Annotated in this window: 11 protein-coding genes; 4 read left to right on the top strand and 7 right to left on the bottom strand. The window is 62.1% G+C overall.

Annotated elements, in window-relative coordinates; genetic code table 11:
* Window positions 1–71 precede the first annotated feature (71 nt).
* A complete protein-coding gene (locus RQ479_RS11470; RefSeq protein WP_376705145.1) occupies window positions 72–875 on the top strand; it encodes a tetratricopeptide repeat protein in 804 nt (267 codons plus the stop codon).
* Between the two features lie 83 nt (window positions 876–958).
* Here the strand turns inward: RQ479_RS11470 and RQ479_RS11465 are convergent, their stop codons facing one another.
* From RQ479_RS11465 to RQ479_RS11450, 4 genes are all read right to left on the bottom strand, one after another.
* Complete coding sequence (locus tag RQ479_RS11465) at window positions 959–1,408, bottom strand: hypothetical protein (protein WP_376705144.1); 450 nt, start codon at window positions 1,406–1,408, stop codon at window positions 959–961.
* Window positions 1,409–1,420: 12 nt separating this feature from the next.
* Window positions 1,421–2,584 carry a type II and III secretion system protein family protein gene (locus RQ479_RS11460; RefSeq protein WP_376705143.1) on the bottom strand — a complete coding sequence of 388 codons (1,164 nt, stop codon included), beginning with the start codon at window positions 2,582–2,584 and terminating at the stop codon, window positions 1,421–1,423.
* A 241-nt stretch (window positions 2,585–2,825) separates the two neighbouring features.
* Complete coding sequence (gene sctV / locus RQ479_RS11455; protein WP_376705142.1) at window positions 2,826–4,994, bottom strand: type III secretion system export apparatus subunit SctV; 2,169 nt, start codon at window positions 4,992–4,994, stop codon at window positions 2,826–2,828.
* On the bottom strand, window positions 4,991–5,377 hold the full coding sequence (locus RQ479_RS11450; protein WP_376705141.1) for a tetratricopeptide repeat protein: 387 nt from the start codon (window positions 5,375–5,377) through the stop codon (window positions 4,991–4,993). Before RQ479_RS11450 ends, sctV begins: the two co-directional genes overlap by 4 nt.
* Between RQ479_RS11450 and RQ479_RS11445 the strand changes: the two genes are divergently transcribed.
* Entirely contained in the window at window positions 5,361–5,603 is a 243-nt protein-coding gene (locus RQ479_RS11445; RefSeq protein ID WP_376705140.1) for a hypothetical protein, read from the top strand. The two genes, RQ479_RS11450 and RQ479_RS11445, sit on opposite strands and share 17 nt — an antisense overlap.
* 152 nt (window positions 5,604–5,755) lie before the next feature.
* Here the strand turns inward: RQ479_RS11445 and RQ479_RS11440 are convergent, their stop codons facing one another.
* Complete coding sequence (locus tag RQ479_RS11440) at window positions 5,756–6,775, bottom strand: FHA domain-containing protein (protein ID WP_376705139.1); 1,020 nt, start codon at window positions 6,773–6,775, stop codon at window positions 5,756–5,758.
* Between the two features lie 121 nt (window positions 6,776–6,896).
* Window positions 6,897–7,079 (bottom strand): hypothetical protein, encoded by a 183-nt coding sequence (locus RQ479_RS11435; protein ID WP_126092905.1) that lies wholly within the window; start codon window positions 7,077–7,079, stop codon window positions 6,897–6,899.
* Between the two features lie 199 nt (window positions 7,080–7,278).
* Here RQ479_RS11435 and RQ479_RS11430 point away from each other — a divergent pair, with 199 nt between their 5' ends.
* The gene (locus tag RQ479_RS11430) at window positions 7,279–8,154 is read left to right on the top strand and encodes a MurR/RpiR family transcriptional regulator (RefSeq protein WP_376705138.1); all 876 of its coding nucleotides are present in this window, start codon (window positions 7,279–7,281) and stop codon (window positions 8,152–8,154) included.
* Between the two features lie 76 nt (window positions 8,155–8,230).
* Complete coding sequence (locus RQ479_RS11425; RefSeq protein ID WP_376705137.1) at window positions 8,231–19,612, top strand: LysM peptidoglycan-binding domain-containing protein; 11,382 nt, start codon at window positions 8,231–8,233, stop codon at window positions 19,610–19,612.
* On the opposite strand, the gene RQ479_RS11420 is transcribed toward RQ479_RS11425, so the two are convergent.
* Window positions 19,596–20,561, bottom strand: a complete 966-nt coding sequence (locus RQ479_RS11420; RefSeq protein ID WP_376705136.1) for a LysR family transcriptional regulator — start codon at window positions 20,559–20,561, stop codon at window positions 19,596–19,598. The genes RQ479_RS11425 and RQ479_RS11420 overlap by 17 nt on opposite strands.

The raw sequence follows: 20,561 nt of genomic DNA, 5'->3' as shown, positions 1-20,561 counted from the left end.
CGCACTATCGTGGTTCCAGTCGGCCGATGCCCTGTGTAAGGTGGGACGGGCTTGAATACGGAGAGGTGGATTTGCGGTTGCGTGTCGTATTCCTGCCGGTCGTCGTCGCGCTGGCGCTGAGCGGTTGCCAGACGACCAAAACTGGCTCGGTGCAGGCCAAGGCACAAGGCCCATCGTCTCAATCCGAGCGCCTGATCAAACTTGCCGACGATATTGATGCGCGTGGAGAAAGGGATACGGCCATCGCGCTCTACCAGCGCGCAGCCGCAATGCCGGACGCCAAGGCGAGCGCGTTCGTCAAGACGGGCGATGCTTACATGCGGGCGGGCTATCCCGCCGACGCCGCCAACGCTTATCGGGCCGCGCTCGCCAAAGCTCCCAATGACGGGGGAGCAATGCTTGGGCTTGGCTCGGCGATGATAGAGGCAGGCGATATCGATGCAGGCATGCGCGCGCTTGCGCAGGCAGCGCCGCTGGTCAACACCAGCAGCGCCTACAATCGATTGGGCGTTGCGCAGACATTCGCCGGCCAGACAGGGCAGGCGCAGGCGACTTTCGCCCAGGCGTTGAGACTTGCGCCGGGCGATCTTGACGTCGAGACCAACATGGCATTGGCGGCAGCCCTCGAGGACAATTCCGCCGCGGCGCTGCCGCTGGTGCAGAAAATTGCCTCGGCCTCCAACGCGCAATTGCACCACAAGCGCAACATTGTGTTGGTGTACGGGCTTCTTGGCCAGGCCGACCAGGTCAAGGCCTCGCCGCCAATCGGCCTGACGACCAAGGAGGTCGCCACCCTGCTTGCCCGCGCAAGAACCATCCGGCTGAAGGGCAGCACTCAGGCCAAAGCGAAGGCGCTCGGCTCCATCCTCGGCTAGCGAATCGGGCCGGAGGGCCTGAAGCGGCCTTCCGCCAAGCGCGACGCGCAGAGTGACACTACGCGGGCGAACGCCGCGCCGGCTCACTCGACTGGGAGCGTTGTTTGCGGCACCGACGGCGCGCTGTTGGCGCCGCCTATCGGAGCCTCCTCGCCATCTAGGTAGCGACGGGCCGCGCGCGCGGTCGGTGCGGCCGCTGCCGGGCCCATGCGGCGGCCTTCGACGAGATCACGCTGGCTTTCGGACATACGCTGAAGATTGAAGGCATTGGCGCAACCGGGCGGCAAATGGGAGCCGACGCCGGAGACGATCGTCAGGTTCGTCTTGGCAGCAGAGTTGTCGTCGTCGGCTGGCTCGGCCAGACAGGCATCGGGAGCAAGAACTGAGCCGCCGACACCTTTCTCGGAGCCGCCTGCATCCGTCGAAACATAGTTATAGCCGGGCGAATAGTCCTGCCGCGGTTGCGGGCTGTTCGCGCAGCCGGCCAGGACCAGCGCTGGAATAACGCAGAAAAATCCGATGGGGGAAGTCATATCCGGTCCTCGTTATTTGATGATGAGACCCGTCGCCGACGCGTCATTGGCGTGCTTGCGGCTGCGGTGCTTGGCTGCCGGACGGTCAAGCGGCGTGGCGAGGCTGTCGCGCACCGGTTCCACCAGATAGGGCGTGATCAAAATGACCAGTTCGGTCTCTTCGTGCTGGAAACGCTGTGATTGAAAAAGCGGACCAAGCACCGGTACATCGCCGAGCACCGGAAACTTTTCCAGATTGCGCGAGGTCCGCTGCTGGAAGAGACCGGCGATCGCAAATGTCTGACCGCTCGCCACTTCGACCGTGGTGTCGGCCTTGCGCACGACGAAACTCGGCATGGCGAAGCCGTTGGCGCTTACGGATCCGGTCTCAGATAACGAACTGACTTCCGGCTGAACATGGAGCGCGATGCGATTGCGGCCGATCAGGGTCGGGGTGAAGCCGAGGGACACGCCGAAGGGCTTGTATTGGACGGTGACGACGTCGGTTCCTTGCGGGATCGGAACCGGAATTTCGCCACCGGCGAGAAAGCTTGCAGTCTGACCGGTCATGGCCGTCAAGTTCGGTTCGGCCAGTATCTTGACGATGCCGTTGCGTTGCAGGGCTTCGATCAGAATGTCGAAGTTCAGGCCATGCGCCTGGTCCATGCTCAAACCGAAATTCCCGTTGCCCGAGGGCACACCGTTGTCCTGGAACATGTTGAATTCGAAGCCGCCGCTCCTGTAGCCGACGGACCAGTCGACGCCGTAGGACTGCAGTTCCGTGCGCGAGACTTCGGCGAAGCGAACCCGGATGTTGACTTGCTGTGAGCCCTGCACGGTCATGTTGTTCAGCGGCGGCTGTTCCGGCGGCGAGAAGGTCCGGGCGACATTGTCCAGATCCGTTGCCTCATCGACGCCTCGCGCCTCGCCTGTTGCAACGATACGGGTTCCGAAAATGTGGAGATTTGTCGCCGAGCTCGGCTGCATTGCTTGCTTGGCCTCGGTAGCAGGCGTGACATCGGGGGTGACGCGGAACTGGGCTGTTGCCTCAATCCGTTCATCGGCCGTGATCGCAATGAGGTTGGTCAGGCCGGGTTTGAGCCCGAATACGTAGACCATGCTCGGCGACACGACCTGAAGGTCCGCGATCGTGGTGTCGGCAATCAGCACGGATTCGACCGGTTCATTGAACCGCAACAAGCGTCCTTGTCCGACCGGCAAGCCGACCGTTGGTTTGCTCGGCAACGGTGATATGTTCTGTGCCGTCGCATCGGCTAGTGTGAGCAGCAACGCCAGCAGGACGCCAATAGTCGCGATAGCCAACCGGCCTAAATCTGCCCGCCGGGCGAAAGCGGCTGATCCTACGTCTGCCGCGGTGTTGTGGGTGGTCATTACCATTTCTCTCCTGAATCCCCAATGTCCGTCCGTCCGGCTGGCGTCAGGAGGGCGCCTCCTGCGCGGCGTTCGCCTGAGCCGACGGGAGCGAATGGGAGACGACCCGCGCGCCGGCGTTGCCGGGGCGGCCAGCGATCGTGGCCAGCGGCTGGACATTGAACTCGTGTGCGAGTTCCTGGAAGGACAGGACAGGAAGCTCGATGGCATTATGTGCGAGCAGGCTGCGCATGTGACGGCGCACATCCATCGCGGCGAGAACGACCGGCGAAACATCGGTGGCGTTCTGCGACCGGGCTCGCTCGATTTCGGTGACCAAAGCCTGCGCATCATCGTCCGACAGGTTCAGGAAGGTGCCGGTCGATGTGCTTTGCACCGCGTTTCGCAGGATATCTTCGGCCGAACGCTGCAGCACATAGGCCGCGATGATGTTGTTGCGGCCGGCGAAGCGGAAGCTGATCTGGCGCTTCAAGGATGTACGGACATATTCCGTCAGCAAGGGGACGTCCTGTTCGCGTTGGCCCCATTCGATGAGTGCCTCGAGGATAAGGCGCAGATTGCGGATCGGGACGTTTTCGGCGACGAGCCGGCGAAGCACTTCGGCGATCTTCTGGAGCGGCACGGTCTCCTGCGCCTGCCTGACCAGATCCGCATAATCCGGTTCCATCTCCGAGAGCAGTCTGCGTGTCTCCTGAATCCCGACGAAATGGCCGGCATAAAGGCGAAGTGCATGGCCGGTCCATTTGGCCGCTATTTGCACCGGCGTTGAGAAGACAAAGCCGGCCTCGTTCAGTGCTGACAGGTAGCCGTCATCGGCCCATACGAATTTGCGCAGACCGGCAATCGGAGAACCTTTTTCGTAAGGTATTTCGAGCAGATCGAGATGCGTGGTGTCCGCTTCGACAAGAACACGGTTGGCAGGAATTTCAGCATCCAGGATGGGCGCACCTTCCAGATCGACGCGGACGCTTCGTTGCGAAAGCATCTCGTCGACCTGCATGCCGATGGCCGGAACGTCGACACCGAGATCAGCGAAGAGTTCACGGCGCACGCCGTCGGCGAGCGCAGCAAATTCGGCCTCCGGGACCAAGCGTGCGAGCTCGGTTCCGAAGCGCACCATGACGCGGTAGGATGGAGACAGTGTTGCGGTGGAGATTGCCGAAAGCGACGCGGAATCCCCCCGCTGTGCAGGCGAGGCGGTATGGCCGATGTCTTGAGGCCCGGACTCCTGGTCGGTGCGGCGATTGATTGCATAGGCGCCGGCGCCGCAGCAGGCACCAAGGACCAGGAACATGATGGAGGGGAAGCCTGGCACCATGGCAAGGCCGACCATGATCACGGCTGCGAGTGCGAGCGCGCGGGAGTCGCGGAGCAGTTGGCTGGTTATTTGCTGGCCAAGATCGCCCGTTCCGTCCGCGCTGCCGACGCGCGTCACCATTGTGCCGGCGGCCACAGCGACGAGCAGTGCGGGTATCTGCGCCACCAGGCCATCGCCCACGGTGAGCAACGTGTAGGTCGCAGCCGCGTCGCCGAGCGACATGTCGTGCTGCAGCGTGCCGACTGCGAAACCACCGATCAAGTTGACCAGAATGATTACAATGCCTGCAATCACGTCTCCCTTGACGAATTTCATGGCACCGTCCATTGCGCCAAACAGCTGGCTCTCGCGCTCCAGCTGCTGGCGCAGGTGGCGTGCCTCCGCCTGATCGATGTCGCCGTTGCGCAACTCGGCATCGATGCTCATCTGCTTGCCCGGCAGCGCATCGAGCGTGAAGCGCGCGGCCACCTCGGCGACGCGTTCGGCGCCCCGCGCAACAACGATGAACTGTGCAACAGTGATGATCAGGAAGATGACGAGGCCCACGGCAATGCTGCCGCCAACGACGAAGGTGCCGAAGGCGGTAATGATCTCGCCTGCGTCGGCTTGGAGCAGGATGAGTCGCGTGGTCGTGATCGTGATCGCCAGCCGGAACAAAGTGGCGATGAGGATGACCGACGGCAGTGACGAAAACTGCAGCGGATGAGAAACGTAGAACGAGGCCAGCAGAATAAGCACGCTGATGGCGATGTTTGCGGTGATGAGACTGTCGACGAGAAACGTCGGCAATGGAATGAGCATCATTACCACCGCGACGAGCATCAGAATAGCAATGACCAGATCACTGCGGCGTGACAGCCTGGCAAGGAATTGCATAAGGCGTTCCGAGACGGTCATCGGACGCCTCGTTGCGACAGGAAGCTAAGCAAGGCACTGCGCGCCTCCGTCTTTCGCCCGGCCACGAGCAAGGCGCGGCTCTTCAGTAATGTAAGCACCGGGTGATCCATTCCTTCCAAGGTCTCCAGCCTGGCAATCGTGGCAAGCGCCTTGTCCGCCTCGCCATCGAGTATGAGAAGGTGAGCCAACGTTCTGAGGACGCCGGCATTTCCCGGCGAGAGCTGTGCAGCAATGAGCAGGTAGGCCGCGCCCCGCTTTGCCTGCCCGTGGCACCCGTAGAGATAGCCCAGGACATGCAAAAGATGCACGGTGTCACGCGGGTCGGTCAGAGTTTGATCCTTCCTGCATGCGACCAAGCAGATCGCGATGACGCTCGATTTCATCCTCCATCAGCGTTCTGGCGAGCGTCTTGAGTTGCTCCCCGCCCTCAAGGTTTGGGACCAGGTGCGTTACCAGGTGCTGGAGAATATGCACGGAGCGTCGCAGGATGGCTGGTTCGGGAATATTGGGCATGACGAAATTGGCGAGTATCTCGTCGAGCGACTCGCCGGCCGCTCCTTGAGAAGCCTGGAATTCCGCCGTTTCCGGCCTTTCTGCACCGTCGGCTGATCTCGCCCCCTGAGCACCGTTGGCTGCTTTGCCGACCCCATTCGTCCGTCGCCGGCTGATGGCCTGGCCACGCACACTTTCCGCCTGCCGCCCGTCGCGGCCCGCCGTGTCAATTCGTCCCGTGTCGAATCGTGCCGCTTCGAGCCGGCGGTTCACGGATATTTCAGCGCGACCGTGGCGCCGCCCTTGGTCAGGAGAAGTTCGGTTTCCCCGATGTGTTTGACGGCCCAGCCGTCGTCGGTGAATGCACCTTCGTGATAGCGCGCGCCGTCGGCTGCGATGACGTAGGGCCGCTCGCCGTACCAGATCGCCTGCAGCCTCAGCCGCGGCGCCTGCGGCGCATTGCCAACCATGACATTGGAGATGAGGGGAAGGTGAGCGCCGAACGACTGATCGAACCAGGATTGCGTTTCTGCCCAGACATCACTCTTCTCATTCGGGATCATACCCGAGACCACGAGGCGTCCATTTGATTCCAGAACCGTTAATGTGCTTATGCCGGATTGCTCGAGGCGCAGTTTGAGCTGCCTTTCCACTTCGGCGGCAGTCTGGATTTGCGCTGGCGATGAAGCATCCAGGATCTTTTCGCCTGCCTGACCGGCGAAAGCCACTCTGACTGGTTGCTCGTCTTGAGAGGAAGAGGACGCCTTTGCGCCAATCTCTTGCTTGGCGAAAGAGAACCCGTTCGCGGCGACGGAAACTGCCAGGACCGCACAGAGAACGCTGCTCGCGACCAGCAGCGGGCGATTGGCAAAGGACCCAAAAGACCATCGATTGGCTGCGCGGGGCAGGCTGACCAGTTGGATCCGCGCCTCGCCCAAGCTTATGGTGAGCGGCAGCCTGCAGCGGCTGCCATGTCCCTCACGGATGGTCTCGCTCGTGGCCAACATGACATCGCCGCCGACGGCTTCGATTTCAACTTGGGCGCCCTTGCGCCGCAGCCTTGCATGAATCGGTGCGATGCCGGCATCCCGCAGGACAATGTCCGACTCAGTGCTGGAGCCGATCGTATATTGGGGCTCGACCAGACTGACTTCGGCGCCGGCGTGAAATCCGTGGGTCACGCTCAGCTCTATGGAATGTCCGGTATCCGGGGAGGGGGCGATGATCGATTGGAGTCGGCGCGCCGGCACTGCTGCTTCCAGATGTTTGCTGATAGGACGAGCGGTCATGCCACTTCATCTCCCGCCGAATGACCATTTCCAACACAGCCTGACGACGGCGCTGGAAATTGCGCCGTGCAGGTACGCCGCCGGGTGCTTGCGGCGGCGCATGGTTCGAAAATCCGCCGCCTTAGGCCTTTTCAGCCGACTGGCCGAGTGTCCTGGCGGTGCTCATCAGCATGTCATGCTGGGACTTCGCGATTTCTTTCGTGATCTCCAGGCCAAACATGCGCTCCTGGTGCTTGATCATCTTGTCCAGGTTCTGTTCCGGCGACCCTGCAGAGCCGGACGTAATGGGAGGGGTAGCAGCCATCATTGTCTCCTTGAGGGACTTTCAAAGTTGCAAACTCCGGACTCACATCACTGCCGTCTGGAGAGTTGCCAAGGCAGCTTAAGGCAGCATGGCTGAAAATGAAAGTCCAGTTGGAATATTTGAGACACTTAGGTTCCAACTGTTGCGTCACCTGCGTTCAAGGAGTACCTTGGTAGGTGGGTGAATGGGGTATTTCAGAATGGAAAAAGGTCCTTTGGCCGAGCTTTTGGTCGAACGGTTTGAGACTATGCCGCCGCAGTTGCGGGTCGCCGCGCGTTTTGTGCTGGATCATCCCAAGGATGTCGCACTGATGTCGATGCGCGAGCAGGCGAACCAGGCCGGCGTTTCGCACAGCACGATGATGCGGCTGGCGCGATGGATTGGTCTTGAAGGCTACGAAGACATGCGCAGCCTTTATGCGCGCGCGCTGCGCGAGACCGTCGCGGGCGAGCCGGCGCGACAGGGTATCGGACAGCATGGCGATCCGGGGTATTCGACTGCCGGCGTCGTTGCCGACACGCTTGCCGCCCAGATCTCAAGCCTTGGCGAATACGGCAACGCCATGCAGTTCATCGCGGCAGCCGGTCTGCTCGCCCGGTCACGCAATCTGTTCGCGGTCGGCTCGCGCGCCGCCCATCCCGTCGTGAGCCACTTCGTTCAAATCATGTCGCTACTGGCTGGCACCGATTGCAAGGTGACGCTTGTCGGCGAGATGGCCGGACATGGCCTGGATACCCTCCAGCACGCGGGACGTGGCGCGGTACTTCTTGCGCTGGGCATATCGCCCTACGAGCGCACGACGATCGACATTGCCCGCCAGTCGGCTCGGCAGGGCATCGGCGTGGTGGCGATCACTGACAGCAGCGTGTCGCCGCTGACACAGATCGCGCGGGAAACAATTATCGTTACGTCAAATTCACAGTCGTTCTTCCGCAGCATGGCGCCGGCGTTCGCCGCCGTCGAGATTCTGGCGGCACTGGCGGCAACGCAGTCGGAAACAAACCCAGCAGAACGGGTAAAACAGTCGGAAGAACAGCTCGCTGCTTTCGGCATTTATTGGAAGCCCCCTCGATAACATCCGAAAGGCTGCGATCGGGCGGGCGTGACGGCAGCCAGGCTGCCTGCAACGTTGATTTCCGGAGGTCGTCCTGATGGTTCGCCCGATAACGCCCACCAGGCCGCCGATTCAGCCGCAAAAGGTAAACGCCTCAGCGAAAGCCGAGCAGGTTTCCCGGCTCGAGGCGCAGGCTGCGAAGCTGCGGGAACAGATCAGGCTTGCCAACAGGATGGGCGAGCGGGATTGGGCAGCACAGGCCCGCCAGGAACTGGCCCGTGTTAACACGCAACTGGATTCGCTTCAGCCGCCGCCGGTTGCGGCTTCGGTGGCGCCGAGTGTCAACGTCGTCAACGCCAGCAACGGCACATCCGGCAATGGCAGGACGGTGACGCCGGCTCTTTACACGCAGACCGATCTCGCGGCACTGGCCGCGACACCGGTGAAACTGGACAGCAGCACGCCCGGAGACAACGCCGCGGAAGCGACGACTGCGCGCAACATCGTCAGCGACGTCACTGGCGGCAAAAGCATCGACCAGATTGCATCTGCCCGGGGCATGACGCGCGAACAGGTTATCGCCGCGCTCAGGTCCGGCGGGATGAGCGTGTCGACCACCGACCCGACAAGCAACAATGGCGACGTGCAGACGACGACGATCACGGATGCCAGCGGCCGCACCGTCAGCCAATATTACGACTATCAGCACGACAGCTACTACACGAGCGTGGAACAACCCAACGGCACGGCAACCACCACGCCGATCCGGGATGGGCTCGGGCGCAAGGAAACCAGCAGCTATAATCCCGATACCGGTGCGATCACGACGCGCTATGAAGACGATCTGGGCACCGGAACCGTCTCCGAGCGGACCACCTTGCCGAACGGCGCTTCAGTGGAAACCGTTACACCTGGGTACGGGCCGGCCTTGCCGGTCACCACCGTCAACGGGCCAGATGGTCACAAGACCGTCCTCGCTGCATCGCAGGATCCGGGCGGGGCAACCACCCAGGGCATCAAGGATGATCTCGCCGACGGCAAGAGCATCGAGCAAATCGCGCGTGAAAGGGGTCTGACCAACGAGCAGGTGATTGCCGAATTGCAGGCCGCCGGCTATCAGGTCACGGCGCGCGAACCGACGAGCGACAATGGTGACGTGCAGTCGGTTGAAGTCGTCGATCCGCACACCGGCGACAAGACCGTCTACTATCACGACTACCAGCATGACGAGCGAACCGTCGTGACGACGTCCGACGGCAAGGAAACGACGGTGTCGGAGGACGGGAACGGCGGGACGCGCAACAGTGTCCGCAATCTCGAGACAGGCGAGACCACAACTACAATCGTCGATCCGAAGGCCGGAACTGAAATCAAGATCGTCACCGACAAGGACGGTCGGGTAACGACAACGACCACCGAGAAGATCAATGGCGGCGAGCCCGTCGAGTACGAGGTCAAGCCTGGCGACAACCTGACCCTGATTGCGCAGCAATATGGCGTGTCGCTGGACGATCTGAGGAGAACGAACCCGGAGCTGTTCAATTCGCCTCGTGACCCAGACATCATCCATCCGGGGGAAAAGGTTACTATCGAAAACGGTACCCGCACGACCGTGGAAGTCACCTTCAACGGCTATACGCTGACTACGTCGTCAGACGGCAAGATCACGCTGACCCACGATACGACTGGCGCCGTCACGGACATCGCGGCCGGCACCGCGCAGGAAGCGTTGGCCAAGCTGTTGCTGGACATCAACCCGAACAGCAATGACCCGGAACAGGCCAAGGAAGACACGATAGTCAAGACGACGCTGGACGGCATATTCGGCGGAGCAAGTCCCGAGCTTGCTCAAGAAGTCATAGACAAGCAGCAAGCAGTAAATGATGCGATCGAGAACTACGGCGGCGGTACTCCCGCGACGCAAAGTCTCGACGGCAGCGCCACGTCGGTCGGTCCGTACGGGAACCCACCATCACCGACGGCTCCTTCAGGCGGGAAGTGGGTGCCACTGCTGGTCGATGGGAGCTGGCAATGGTTCGACCCGGAGGTAGCCAAGGCGATCGCAGCCGAGAACGTTGCGATTGCGAACCTCGGCGAGGCACAGGCAAAGCTCGAGCAGAGCGCGGCACAACTCGACGTCTATGCGCTGGACCCTGAATACAAGAACGCCATGGAGGGTGCCGAGTCGACGCTGGACGAGGTCTTGGCGCCTTATGGGCTGGAGTGGAAGGCCCCCGAGCCGAAGGGTACGCTGTCCGATGCGCAAAATCGGTTGACCCTCGCCAACAACGCGCTTGAAAGCGCCAGCACTGCCCGGGCCGAATACGAGCAGGGCCAGAAGTCACTTCTCGACGCGATCGACAAACAGATAGACCTGCCGACGCTCAGCGATCCCAACCAGACAGCTGTCCGCAGCACGGATGGTCCCAGCGCCGAGGAAACCAACCAACAAGGAAAGGCCGCGCACGCGGAGGTCGCCGAGCTCTTTACGAACGTGTCGCTCCACACCGCCAATGGCAACAAGGCCACGATCGACCAAATGCTCAGCTCGACCGAGTTGGAGCTGAAGCTTACCGATGCCAAACCCGGGAGTCCTGAATATACGGAGATCGAAGGGCGACGCGACAGCCTGAAAGAGTTGCAGAAGGCGGCGACCAACCAGGTAACGCTGGCCGAAGCCTATCAGGAGTATGGGGTTGCGCAGAAAGAGGCGGCGGATCTTGCCGTAACCATGGAGCCTCTCAAGCAGCAACTGCTTGCGCAGGCGCGGGAAAGAAACCCACACCATTTCGATTGGGAAGGGTATACCAATGGACGCGGTGAGTTTACCGGCAAGATATTATCGCAGGACATAGTCGAGGAGAACGGTCAGCTCTATGTCGTTACCGTCTATGAGAACGACACTTTCACCGACGAGAACGGTGATGACACCAATGTGCATAAATCTGCCCTGACATACGCTCTCGACGACGAGAATATCAGGGAAGACTTCCGCAACGATCCACTCAACAAGCAGTGGCAGGAGATGCTGGCGTCGACGCAGGATGTATCAGCGCCGGTCTGCACGCCATATGGGAACGGATCGCACTCGGTGCTGGAGGTGGCCAAGTCGAATATTATAGGCGTGCAGGTCGATCAGCTGGATGCCGGGCTGAGGGAGGCGAAGACGAAACTTGTCAACGCGACGACGGCACGCGACCAGGCGATCACCGACTACGGGCCGGGAACCGTAGAGGCGCCCGCCGGCACGCTCAAGCCGGGCGAGACGGCGGTGAAGATCACGGTGAACGGCCGCGACCTGTGGGTCGCGCCGGAGGTTGCCGCGGCCTACGAAGAGCAGGGCCCAGGCGCGATCGGCGACAGCGGCAAGTGGGTCCAGATCGAGATGGACGGCCAGATGCTATGGGTGCACCCCGAAGTCGCGGCCGCGGAAATCGATCGAGGCCAGGCGGAGACCGAAAAGAACCAATTGGAGGACTGGGAAGAAAACGTGCGGCCGGCGATGGTGGCAGGGCGCGACTGGTACGCTTTTTCCGCGAGCCACCCCAAGCTGCTCGAATATGGTTTGGAGGAGCACGAGGCGAGACTCAAAAACGCGTATTTTGAAGAACACCGGGACCAGGCGCTCGCTGGATATCAGGTGCAGTTCGAGAACCTCTACAAAGCCGGTTTCAGCGGTGAATACAAGACATATACGTCCGGCGAACTCAGCGGTACCGTTGCTCAGACCCTCGGCCTCGATCCATCGAGCGAGGGAGTCGAAAAGGTCGTCGACGAAATCACCGACCGCGCCGGCGACAACGCCGAAGTCAAGATCGTGCCGATCTTCTCCCTCGATGGCGGGATGGAATCATCGACGGCCTTGTTCGCGATCAAGGGCGATGGAAACGAAGCCGGCTATGTCGACAGTTCTGGTAAATATTACAGCACCTTCGATGAATTCCAGCACGAGAATCGCATCTTCGGCGAGAAGGGCAATCTGGTCATGGCCAAGGGCGGCGACATGTCGCTCGGCGAGGATGGTTTTTCGCTCGACGAACTGGAAGTGGCCGACGCACGCAAAGTGGATTTCTGGGACAAGGCCACCGACATAGGCCTGGGCATCGTGGCGGGCGCCGCCACCATTGTCTCGTTTGTTCCAGGCGGTCAATGGGCCATTCCAATCGCGATCACCTCCGGTGCGGCTCTGGGCGGTAAGGCCTTGTACAGGGAAGGTGAGCACCTCCTTCAGGGCGGCGACTTCGACAGTCAGTCGGCTTGGAATATCGCGACCGGCGTAACCGCATTCCTGCCCGTAGGCGCCGGCGCCCTGCGCACGTTCGGCTTGGCCAGGTCCGGCTTGTCCGGGTCCGAGGCTTTCGCGGGTGGGTTCGGGATGACCCGCATGAAGGATGCCAGCTGGGGCATCGGCAGATTCCAGGTGAACGTAAAGCACGCCTCTTATGCTGATGACGTCTCGGCGTTTATGCAAAGCGGCAACAAGCTGACCACCGCTGCATGGGGGCTCGATGCCGCCGCCGTGGTTACCGGTGTTCCGGTGCTCGGCAAATCGGTGGAACATCTGGCGGCGCATGGCGGCGAGATGTCCCTGCTCGAGCTCGCGAACGCAGTCATGGGGATAGGCGTCGGCACTGTCGGCACAGGCTTGGGCGGCCGCTCGCTGTTGTACAACATGCCTGGAGCGGGCGGTACTCGGAGCGGAACTCATACGTCGGCCAGTTTTCCTGGCGGACCGGATTCGGGGCCACAACCACGGGCCGTCTACGAAGTCGGTCCCGACGGTGTCTACAGGCCCACCGGCGAACAGGTCATGCCGAACCCGGAAGAGATCATCATCGATGGCGATGTGATCGGCGAAACGTCCGGCCAGCAGGGGCCTGGTTTCGGCGCCCGGAACGGTTTTCACAACACGGGAGGAGCTAGCCGTCAAACCGGTCAGCGCGCGCTGCCGGCCGGCGAGTCCGAGGGTCCGAACCCGCCGCCACCCACGGGCGGCAGGGGTGATCCATCAGGCGACGGCCAGCCGTCGCGGCCGATGGTCGTGCATGAGCAAGGCCCCGACGGCGTCTATCGCCCGACCGACAAGCTGGTCTTCCACGATCCCAGCCACCCGGTCGTCGAGGGGACGGTCGTCAACGTCCACGATGAAGGGCCGAGCGCGCCGGGCGAGCGCGGCGATCCCGAAAATGCCAGCGACCGAGGCGCTCAGGAAGTGCGTGAGCAGAATGTGCGCCTCCCCGCCGACGGCGATCCGATCGTGGTGCCGCCGGTCCGCGGCGACGGAACGACGCGCTCCGCCGAGAGCGGCTTACGGCTCGTCTGGGACCCGGTGACCAAGACGTTCACCGGCATGCCGAGGCCTAATCCCGCGGAATACACCTACACTAGCGGCAAGGATCCGCAGCAGACGGGCTATCTCGACGGCACACGCCCTTCCGACCCGGCCGTGCTGGCCACCCCGGACGAGCTCCTGCTCCAGTCCGAAACGGAAACACGCGACGGTTCCAGCCGCGAAACCACCGAGCGGCAGGGGCCTTCCGGAGCGAAGCTGCCGGAAGCTGGGGCGGCAGGCACCCCCCCGTTGATGCGCTACACTCTCGGCAACCGCCACACCGGCGAGATGCTCGTTAATTTCAACCTGCCGGAAGGGCAGAGGGTTGTCGCGATACCCGAACCCAAGGCGATCACGGCCGCGCCGGAACCGGTGCCGGCTCCTGTCGAGCTCGATCCTTCCTTGCCGGTGCTTTATCTTGGCGCCGACGGCCGCTGGACAGCCGATCCGAACGCCCGCACGGAGCCACCGGCCGTGACGGACACCGGACAGCCCAGCCCGGCTCGGCCCGACGGCACGCCGATCATCAATCATTTCTCGTCAAACCCGTACAGCTTCGGCCAGACGTTCAATGCCGTCAGAGCCGGCCTCAGGCGCATCGGCACGCGTTACCTGAACACCGAACCCCGCTATGACTATCCGAAGCTTGGCGAACTGGTCGACAGCATCTATCACAGACCGGTTCGGCAGGACGGCGTCACCGCCGGACAAGACATCTATGTCGAGGCCGGCGGCGAATACCTGCCGGCCAAGGTCATCGTGGCCGGCCCGCAGGCGAGCATGACCCGCGACATCGTCCTGCCGGGCGAGCACGCCACAGAGGCCGGCTACCTGGGTTCCGGCCCGACGGTCGAACGCGCCAAGCGCGGATCGATAACCACGCCCAATGGCCAGCTCAGGGTCAACACCCCGGCACGGGAAGTCCATACGTTCGATCCTGCCGACAATCCGGAAGTTAGCCATCGCTCGGCCCTCGGCGAAACCCTGGCCGCGACCTTGCCGGCGCTTCCCGACGATGCGGCGACGCCCGCGCCGACGTGGGCGCCCGAGCAGGTGGAACTCGTCGGCGACTACCTCCATTCCCTCGAACGTTCCACCGATCCCGTCGTCCGCGATGCGGTGACCATGACCAGAGTGCAACTCGGGGGCAGGGGCCTGCCTCAGTCCGGCACGGAAATGACGCAGGCTCAGCATAATGCGCTTGTCGAAATGCTTAACGCCGACCGGAACAGCCCGTTCACCGGCTCCAAGCCGGTCGGCCAGCTTTCGATGAACGGCTTGACGACCCTCCAGGTGTTCAGCGCTCAGGGCAAGCTGCCGCATCTGTCGCCGGGAGAAGTGATCGACCAACTCGGCCTGTCGTCCGATGGCAGGCTGCCCCGCGGCGAGCAGTTCCTTACCGCCGGGGCGCTGCCAGGAGAAGCCGGCTGGACCGATGCCGGCCGTGGCATCATCGGCGACTACCTCAAGGCTGCGTCAGGCTCCACCGATCCGAACCTTGCCGCCGTGGCAAATGCCGCCTCGCCGTTTTTCAAGGGGCGCGCCACCAAGCCTGGCAAGGCCGTGACCGCCGCACAGCAGGATGCGCTCATGCAAGTCCTGAAGGCCGACGGTGGCAGCACGTGGGTCTACGGTCCGAAGCTTCAGCCGGAGTCTTCGTTCAACCCCGCCGGCAAGCTTTCGCCGGAAGGCCGCTACAATGAGAAGGTTCTGTCCGGCCACGAGACCTGGACACCGTATCTTTGGCGAGAGATGCGCGGTTACGCCGCCAACCAGCAGAAATCCGCGGACCCCGCGGTCCGGTCGCTCGCGCACGCCTTGGAGAACGCGCTGCCTGGAAGCAAGCCCAAGGCCGGGACCGAAATCAACAGCGAGGTGCCTGTCCTGCTGGCGCGGTTGCTGGATGTCGACAAGGCGAGTTCGTGGCGTGCCCCGACATTCTTCACGGATGCGCAAGGGGTCTGGCGGTCCGACCGCGCGACCGTTTCCTGGTTCCTGCAGGAACACGAAGCCAATGTCTTGGGTGGGTCGATGCTGAACGATCTTGCGGCCCGCACGGTCGGCCTCGGCGGATCGATGCTCGGCATTAAGGTGCCGCTGCCCAGCCGGCAGGTCTATGGGGAACTCAGCCTGAAGAACAACGGCCCGGACGGCACGGGCTTTCTGCTCCCGGTCCATCCCGACGATGCGAAGGGCCAGAAACTTTTCGTCAATGGATACCGGCCGAATTTCGCTTATGACGAGGCTGCGGCTCCATCTGCCCAGTGGGTCGCATCGGCCCCGATGATGTCGAAGAACACGTTCCAGAGCGAAAACGCCATTGGCGCTTCCATATCCATCGCTGGCTTCTCTGTGAGTGGAGCCTACGTCAAACGCACGCTGCTCTATCTCGGTGGCGAAGGCGGCCGGTCGGGGTACACGCTTAGGGAACCTGGCCCGCTCAGCCAAAGGGCAGCCTCCTTCTGGGAAGAAGCTGCGAGAGGTGGTGCCAGCCACTATAGTGCCGAAGGCAAGGTGCCCGGCTTCGAGGATCGTGTCCTCTACCGGAACTACGACATTATTTCCCCCTTCGGAGGCGGCAAGGAACCCTGGCGCGCTAGCCCTGCCTTCGAGGGCGTTCCGCGCGAGGCGGGCGCCGGACCACTCAACCGCCTGGACCGCAAAGACCACGGCGTCGGTTTCGCGGTAAACCTTGGGCAATGGCCGGTAACGACAGCAGAACTCGGCTCGGTAAGGAAGGTTCTGGTGCCGCATGCCCGTACCTCCCGCGCGCACCCCGGATTCTCCGAAGGCGCGCAAAAGGTTTTCTCCGCGCTGGAAACTTCGGATGGGCGACTGACCCCAGACGTCCTGCAGCATCTCGCTGCTTATCTTGCCGGCATCGCAGCTTCTCCCAATCCCCAGCTCAGATTCGCTGGCCAGCGCGTGTCCGATGTGTTCCCGGAATTGGGTGGTGCGCCATATCCGGACCAACTCGCGACCGTCGACGGACGCCCAGACGGGATGAGCAAGCCAGCGTGGAAAGCGTTGCGGCAACAACTGGATCAGCAGGCTCGCAGCGAACTGACGCCCACGCAGGCCCATTACCTCAACCAGTTGCTTGAGCGGGAGGTCCGCCATAATTCGCCGCCGGCAAACGGCTTGCCGCCAGCTGGCGAGGGCCCGATCGCTCCCAGCAGTCCGGCGCCCAGGCCAGCGCCGAAAGGGCAGGATTTTGCAGCAGATGGGTCATCGGGCCCATCATTCGCCAAGCCGCTGACGCAGGCCGAAATCGCGGCCAACCGCCAGGAGGCGGCGAGCCTGCTCGACAACATGCTCCATCAGAACCTCGGCATGCCGGAAGTCACCAAGGCCAATCTTATAGATCAGCTCAGCCGCTCGCCGACGCTGATGGATCTCTTGCGCGGCGCTCACGCGAAAGGCGTACGCATCGTCAACCCGGCGCGGCACGACCTCCGGATCTTCGACGCCAGCTCCGGCGACGATCTGACGGCGACTGGATCACAATACGTCAGCGACGTGGGAGTAGTCTTTGTCGATGCCGAGACATTCCGTGCAGCCGATGCGGACAGCGACACCGTACTTGCCGAATTCGTCGACCTGCTCGGCCACGAGCTGTCCCACGTGGGGGACGCGCCAATCGACCTTCATCCCAATAATTTTCCAGATCGGCAGGCGTATAAGCATGCCGTGGTCTCTGCCTATTTGAACGTCGAGGGTGAAGCGACATTTGCTCAATATGCCGCTGCCGACGAGCTCGCGGTTAACAGCGGCAAGCCGGCTGCTATCCTCGGCGCCGAGTGGAATTCGGCCCAGGCCGATATATTCGCCCGATACAAGGCCGGCGAGATCGATCGATCGCAAGCCGTTGAGGAAATGGCGACGCTATTCAGTGACAAGGAGCCGAGCACTGCTGACGGAACGTATGGGGAGTTTTATGGCCGGTACGCGGATGAGCTATACGACTACTACGAGCCCACTGGTTCCCACCCCCCGGCTGAAACTGGCCGTCCCGCACCAGCAACCCACGGCCAACCCGCTCCGAACAATGGACCGCTCACCCGAACCGGCGTCAGAGCGATCCCGCTCGACCAGGTTCCGGATCTCGTCATGGGCGATTTCCAGCCGAACCAGATTCCTTGGCTTAAGCGCGAGCAGGTGGCCGAGCTGACGGAACAGCAATTCCGCGACATGGATCAGGCCGGCTTGCTGTCCTATCTGACCAAGAGCCAGCTGCGCGGTATCCCGAAGGCAAAGATAGGCCAGGTCAACATTTCGAGCTTCGACGGGAAACAGATTCCTTGGCTGACCGAGGGCCACATCCGGAATGTGACCGACCAGCAGTTCCGCGATCTCGGCAAAGCCGGTTTGACGCCTCACCTGACGAAACCACAGGTGCAGGCGATAAAAGGAGACATGGTCGAGTTCGTTGACGTGTCGAAGTTGGAAGCGCGCCAGATTCCGTGGTTCAAGCCCGGCCAGGTCGCCAAGTTCACGTCACAGCAATTCAAGGATCTGGGCGAGGCCGGATTGCTGAAGAACCTAACCGAGCGCCAGGTTCAGGCGATCCCCGCAACCATCATAGATTCGGTGGACGTGGCGAAGTTCGATCCCAACCAGGTGCCGTGGCTGACCGAGAAGCAGATTCCGCTGCTGACCCGCGATCAATGGGGCGCCTTCACGATCCACCACACCGAGGCCCTGACCCAGCGGCAGATCGAAGTGGTGACACGAAAACAGTTGGAGGAAATGAGCCCCGGCCAGTTCCGCAAGTTCACGCTTGAGCAATTCGAGTGGATGAACGGGGATCAGACGAACGCCCTCTCCGTGCTGCAACTGACGACCTATCGGGCGACCCACAAAAAGGCGATGACGCCGGATCAGGCCACCAGTGTCGATCTGGCCCTCAGCCATGCCAGGCTGCGGGAAAACGCTCAGGCGCTCGCCACCTTTGGCGGCATGTCGACCACCTCCTACATGTTATGGAGTTCGTTGCCGCCAACCTGGACCGCCACCGCCGGATCGGTGGCATTTGGCGTGCGAGGCATCGTCTTCGGCGCGCAGGCGCTCTTTCCCAACGCAACGGCAAGTCACAAGCCGTTCGGGCGATTTCTCAACGCGCTCGGCGGCGCCACATTCATTGCGGCAGCACCAGGTGCCGCGACCGGGATGATCCAGGGCAAAGATCTTGTCGTCAACAGCACGTTTACGCTCGGCAACATCGTCTATGGCACGAAGTCGATGCTGCAGTCGTTCACCGGCAGACCGGTGATCCGAAACCTGGCCGAATATCTGGCTGGACCCGGCTATGTGCTTGGCTGCGCCGTCTATACGGTGCACTCCTGGCCGGCGCCGATCGCCACAGTCGCCGGCGCCATGTTCACCTTCGGCTGCGCGGAATTCTGGGCGTCGGCCATAAGGACGGACCGGATGAATCGCCGTTCAGTGCCGCGAACCGACGCTGATATCGCGGGGGCGGAAAAGTCGGACAAAAGATGGGCTGCATGGGATCGGTGGACTCTGGGCATCACCTTCGGCGTTGGAATGCTTCTCTTCTCGCTGGACGCCTTGCTCGGGGAACCTTGGGAGGGCGCGAAGACGCCCCGTCCACCCGATCCGAAAAAACCGGATGGCGATGCTTCGTCCCACCAACCCGATGATCCTTCAGACGTTCCAGGTGGTCCGCAGATCCCGGACGAGGATGCCCCGCAGCTCGTCGTGGTCGCCGATGACGGACTGAATTTGCGGACCCAGCCTGACGGGCATTCGACGCTTGAAACGGTTCTGCAACCCGGCACATTCGTCGAACAGACCGCGAAGCCGTCGACAGATGCGTCAGGGGAGACCTGGATACCTGTGGAAGGTTTCGGACCGGACGGCGAAATGCATAGCGGCTGGGTTACCGGCGACTATGTCGAGGCTCATGCCGAGGGCAGCAGCAATGCTGAGGGTCGCACCAACCCAACACTGGAGAAAGACGGCTATCAGTGGGTCAAGGTCAAGGATGGCGACAGCATTCGCCTGATCGCCAAGACCCATTCTGCGGATGTGGCGGAGACGGTGGTGCTCAACATGGATCATATTTTGAGCCCGGACCTGATCTTCTCAGGCGACCGCATCTATCTGCCGGTCACCTCGATCGGCTGAGAAACTGCGGGCCAAGCCTATCGTCCATTGGCTCCTGCGCCTTGCCGGTTCTCGCGGCATACGCGTTTGCGACACTGGCGGCCAGCTTTGCCGCCCGTTCAGCTGCCGCATTGGACGGTTCGGAGGAGTAGGAGGCGGTAAACTGCAGATCGGACGGATGCCATTCGCAGTCGACAATGCGCAGTTTGCCGCTTGCGGTATAATCCTGGACGACTTCCCCCGGGAGAGAGGCGATGCCGATACCATTGAGTGTCATTTTGATGGAAGCGGCCAGCGAATTGGCGGGAAAGATACGCGGCGTCTCTTCCAGTTCGCCGGTCAGCTTGCGGTAAAGTTCGCTGTAGGGTCTGGTGGTGCGCGCATAGCTGATGATTGGAAATTGCATCAGATCAGTCAGCGTCAGCTTGCGCCGGTGCGGCAGTTTCAGGTGCGGCGAGCAGACCCACACGAGCGGAAACGACGGCATCTCGATGTTCTCGATGCTGTGTTCCAAAATTGGGCCCATCAGCACTGCAAGATCGAGTCGGTGCGACATGAGTTCGTTGCGAAGGGTGTTCGTCGCGTCAACGACGATATCCGTATCGACAAGCGGATAGTTTGCTTGCAGCTCCCGGAGGAAATCCGGTAGCCAGGTGTGCACGATCGTTTCGGCAACCCCGAGCCTAAGCACCCCCGCCGCCTCTGAAAGAGAGCTGGCCGTCAGTTGCAGCCGTTCCGCTACCCGCAGGACCCGTTGAGCAGCCGGCAGAAGCCGTTGTCCCTGGGCTGTCAGCCTGACATTGCCGCTCTGCCGCTCGAACAGCTTGGCACCTAGCGCTTCTTCCAGCCCGGCAATTCGGTTGGACACCGCAGGCTGCGTGGTGTTCAGGCGTTCGGCAGCCTTTCGAAAGCTTCCGAAAGTCGCCACCAGGAGAAAGGTTTCGAGCTGCTTGATGTTGAAAGGGATCAC

Source organism: Mesorhizobium sp. ISC25 (assembly GCF_042295465.1).
Lineage (GTDB): Bacteria > Pseudomonadota > Alphaproteobacteria > Rhizobiales > Rhizobiaceae > Mesorhizobium.
The sequence above is the reverse complement of the archived record's forward strand: the minus strand, read 5'-3'. Positions and strand labels throughout refer to the sequence as shown.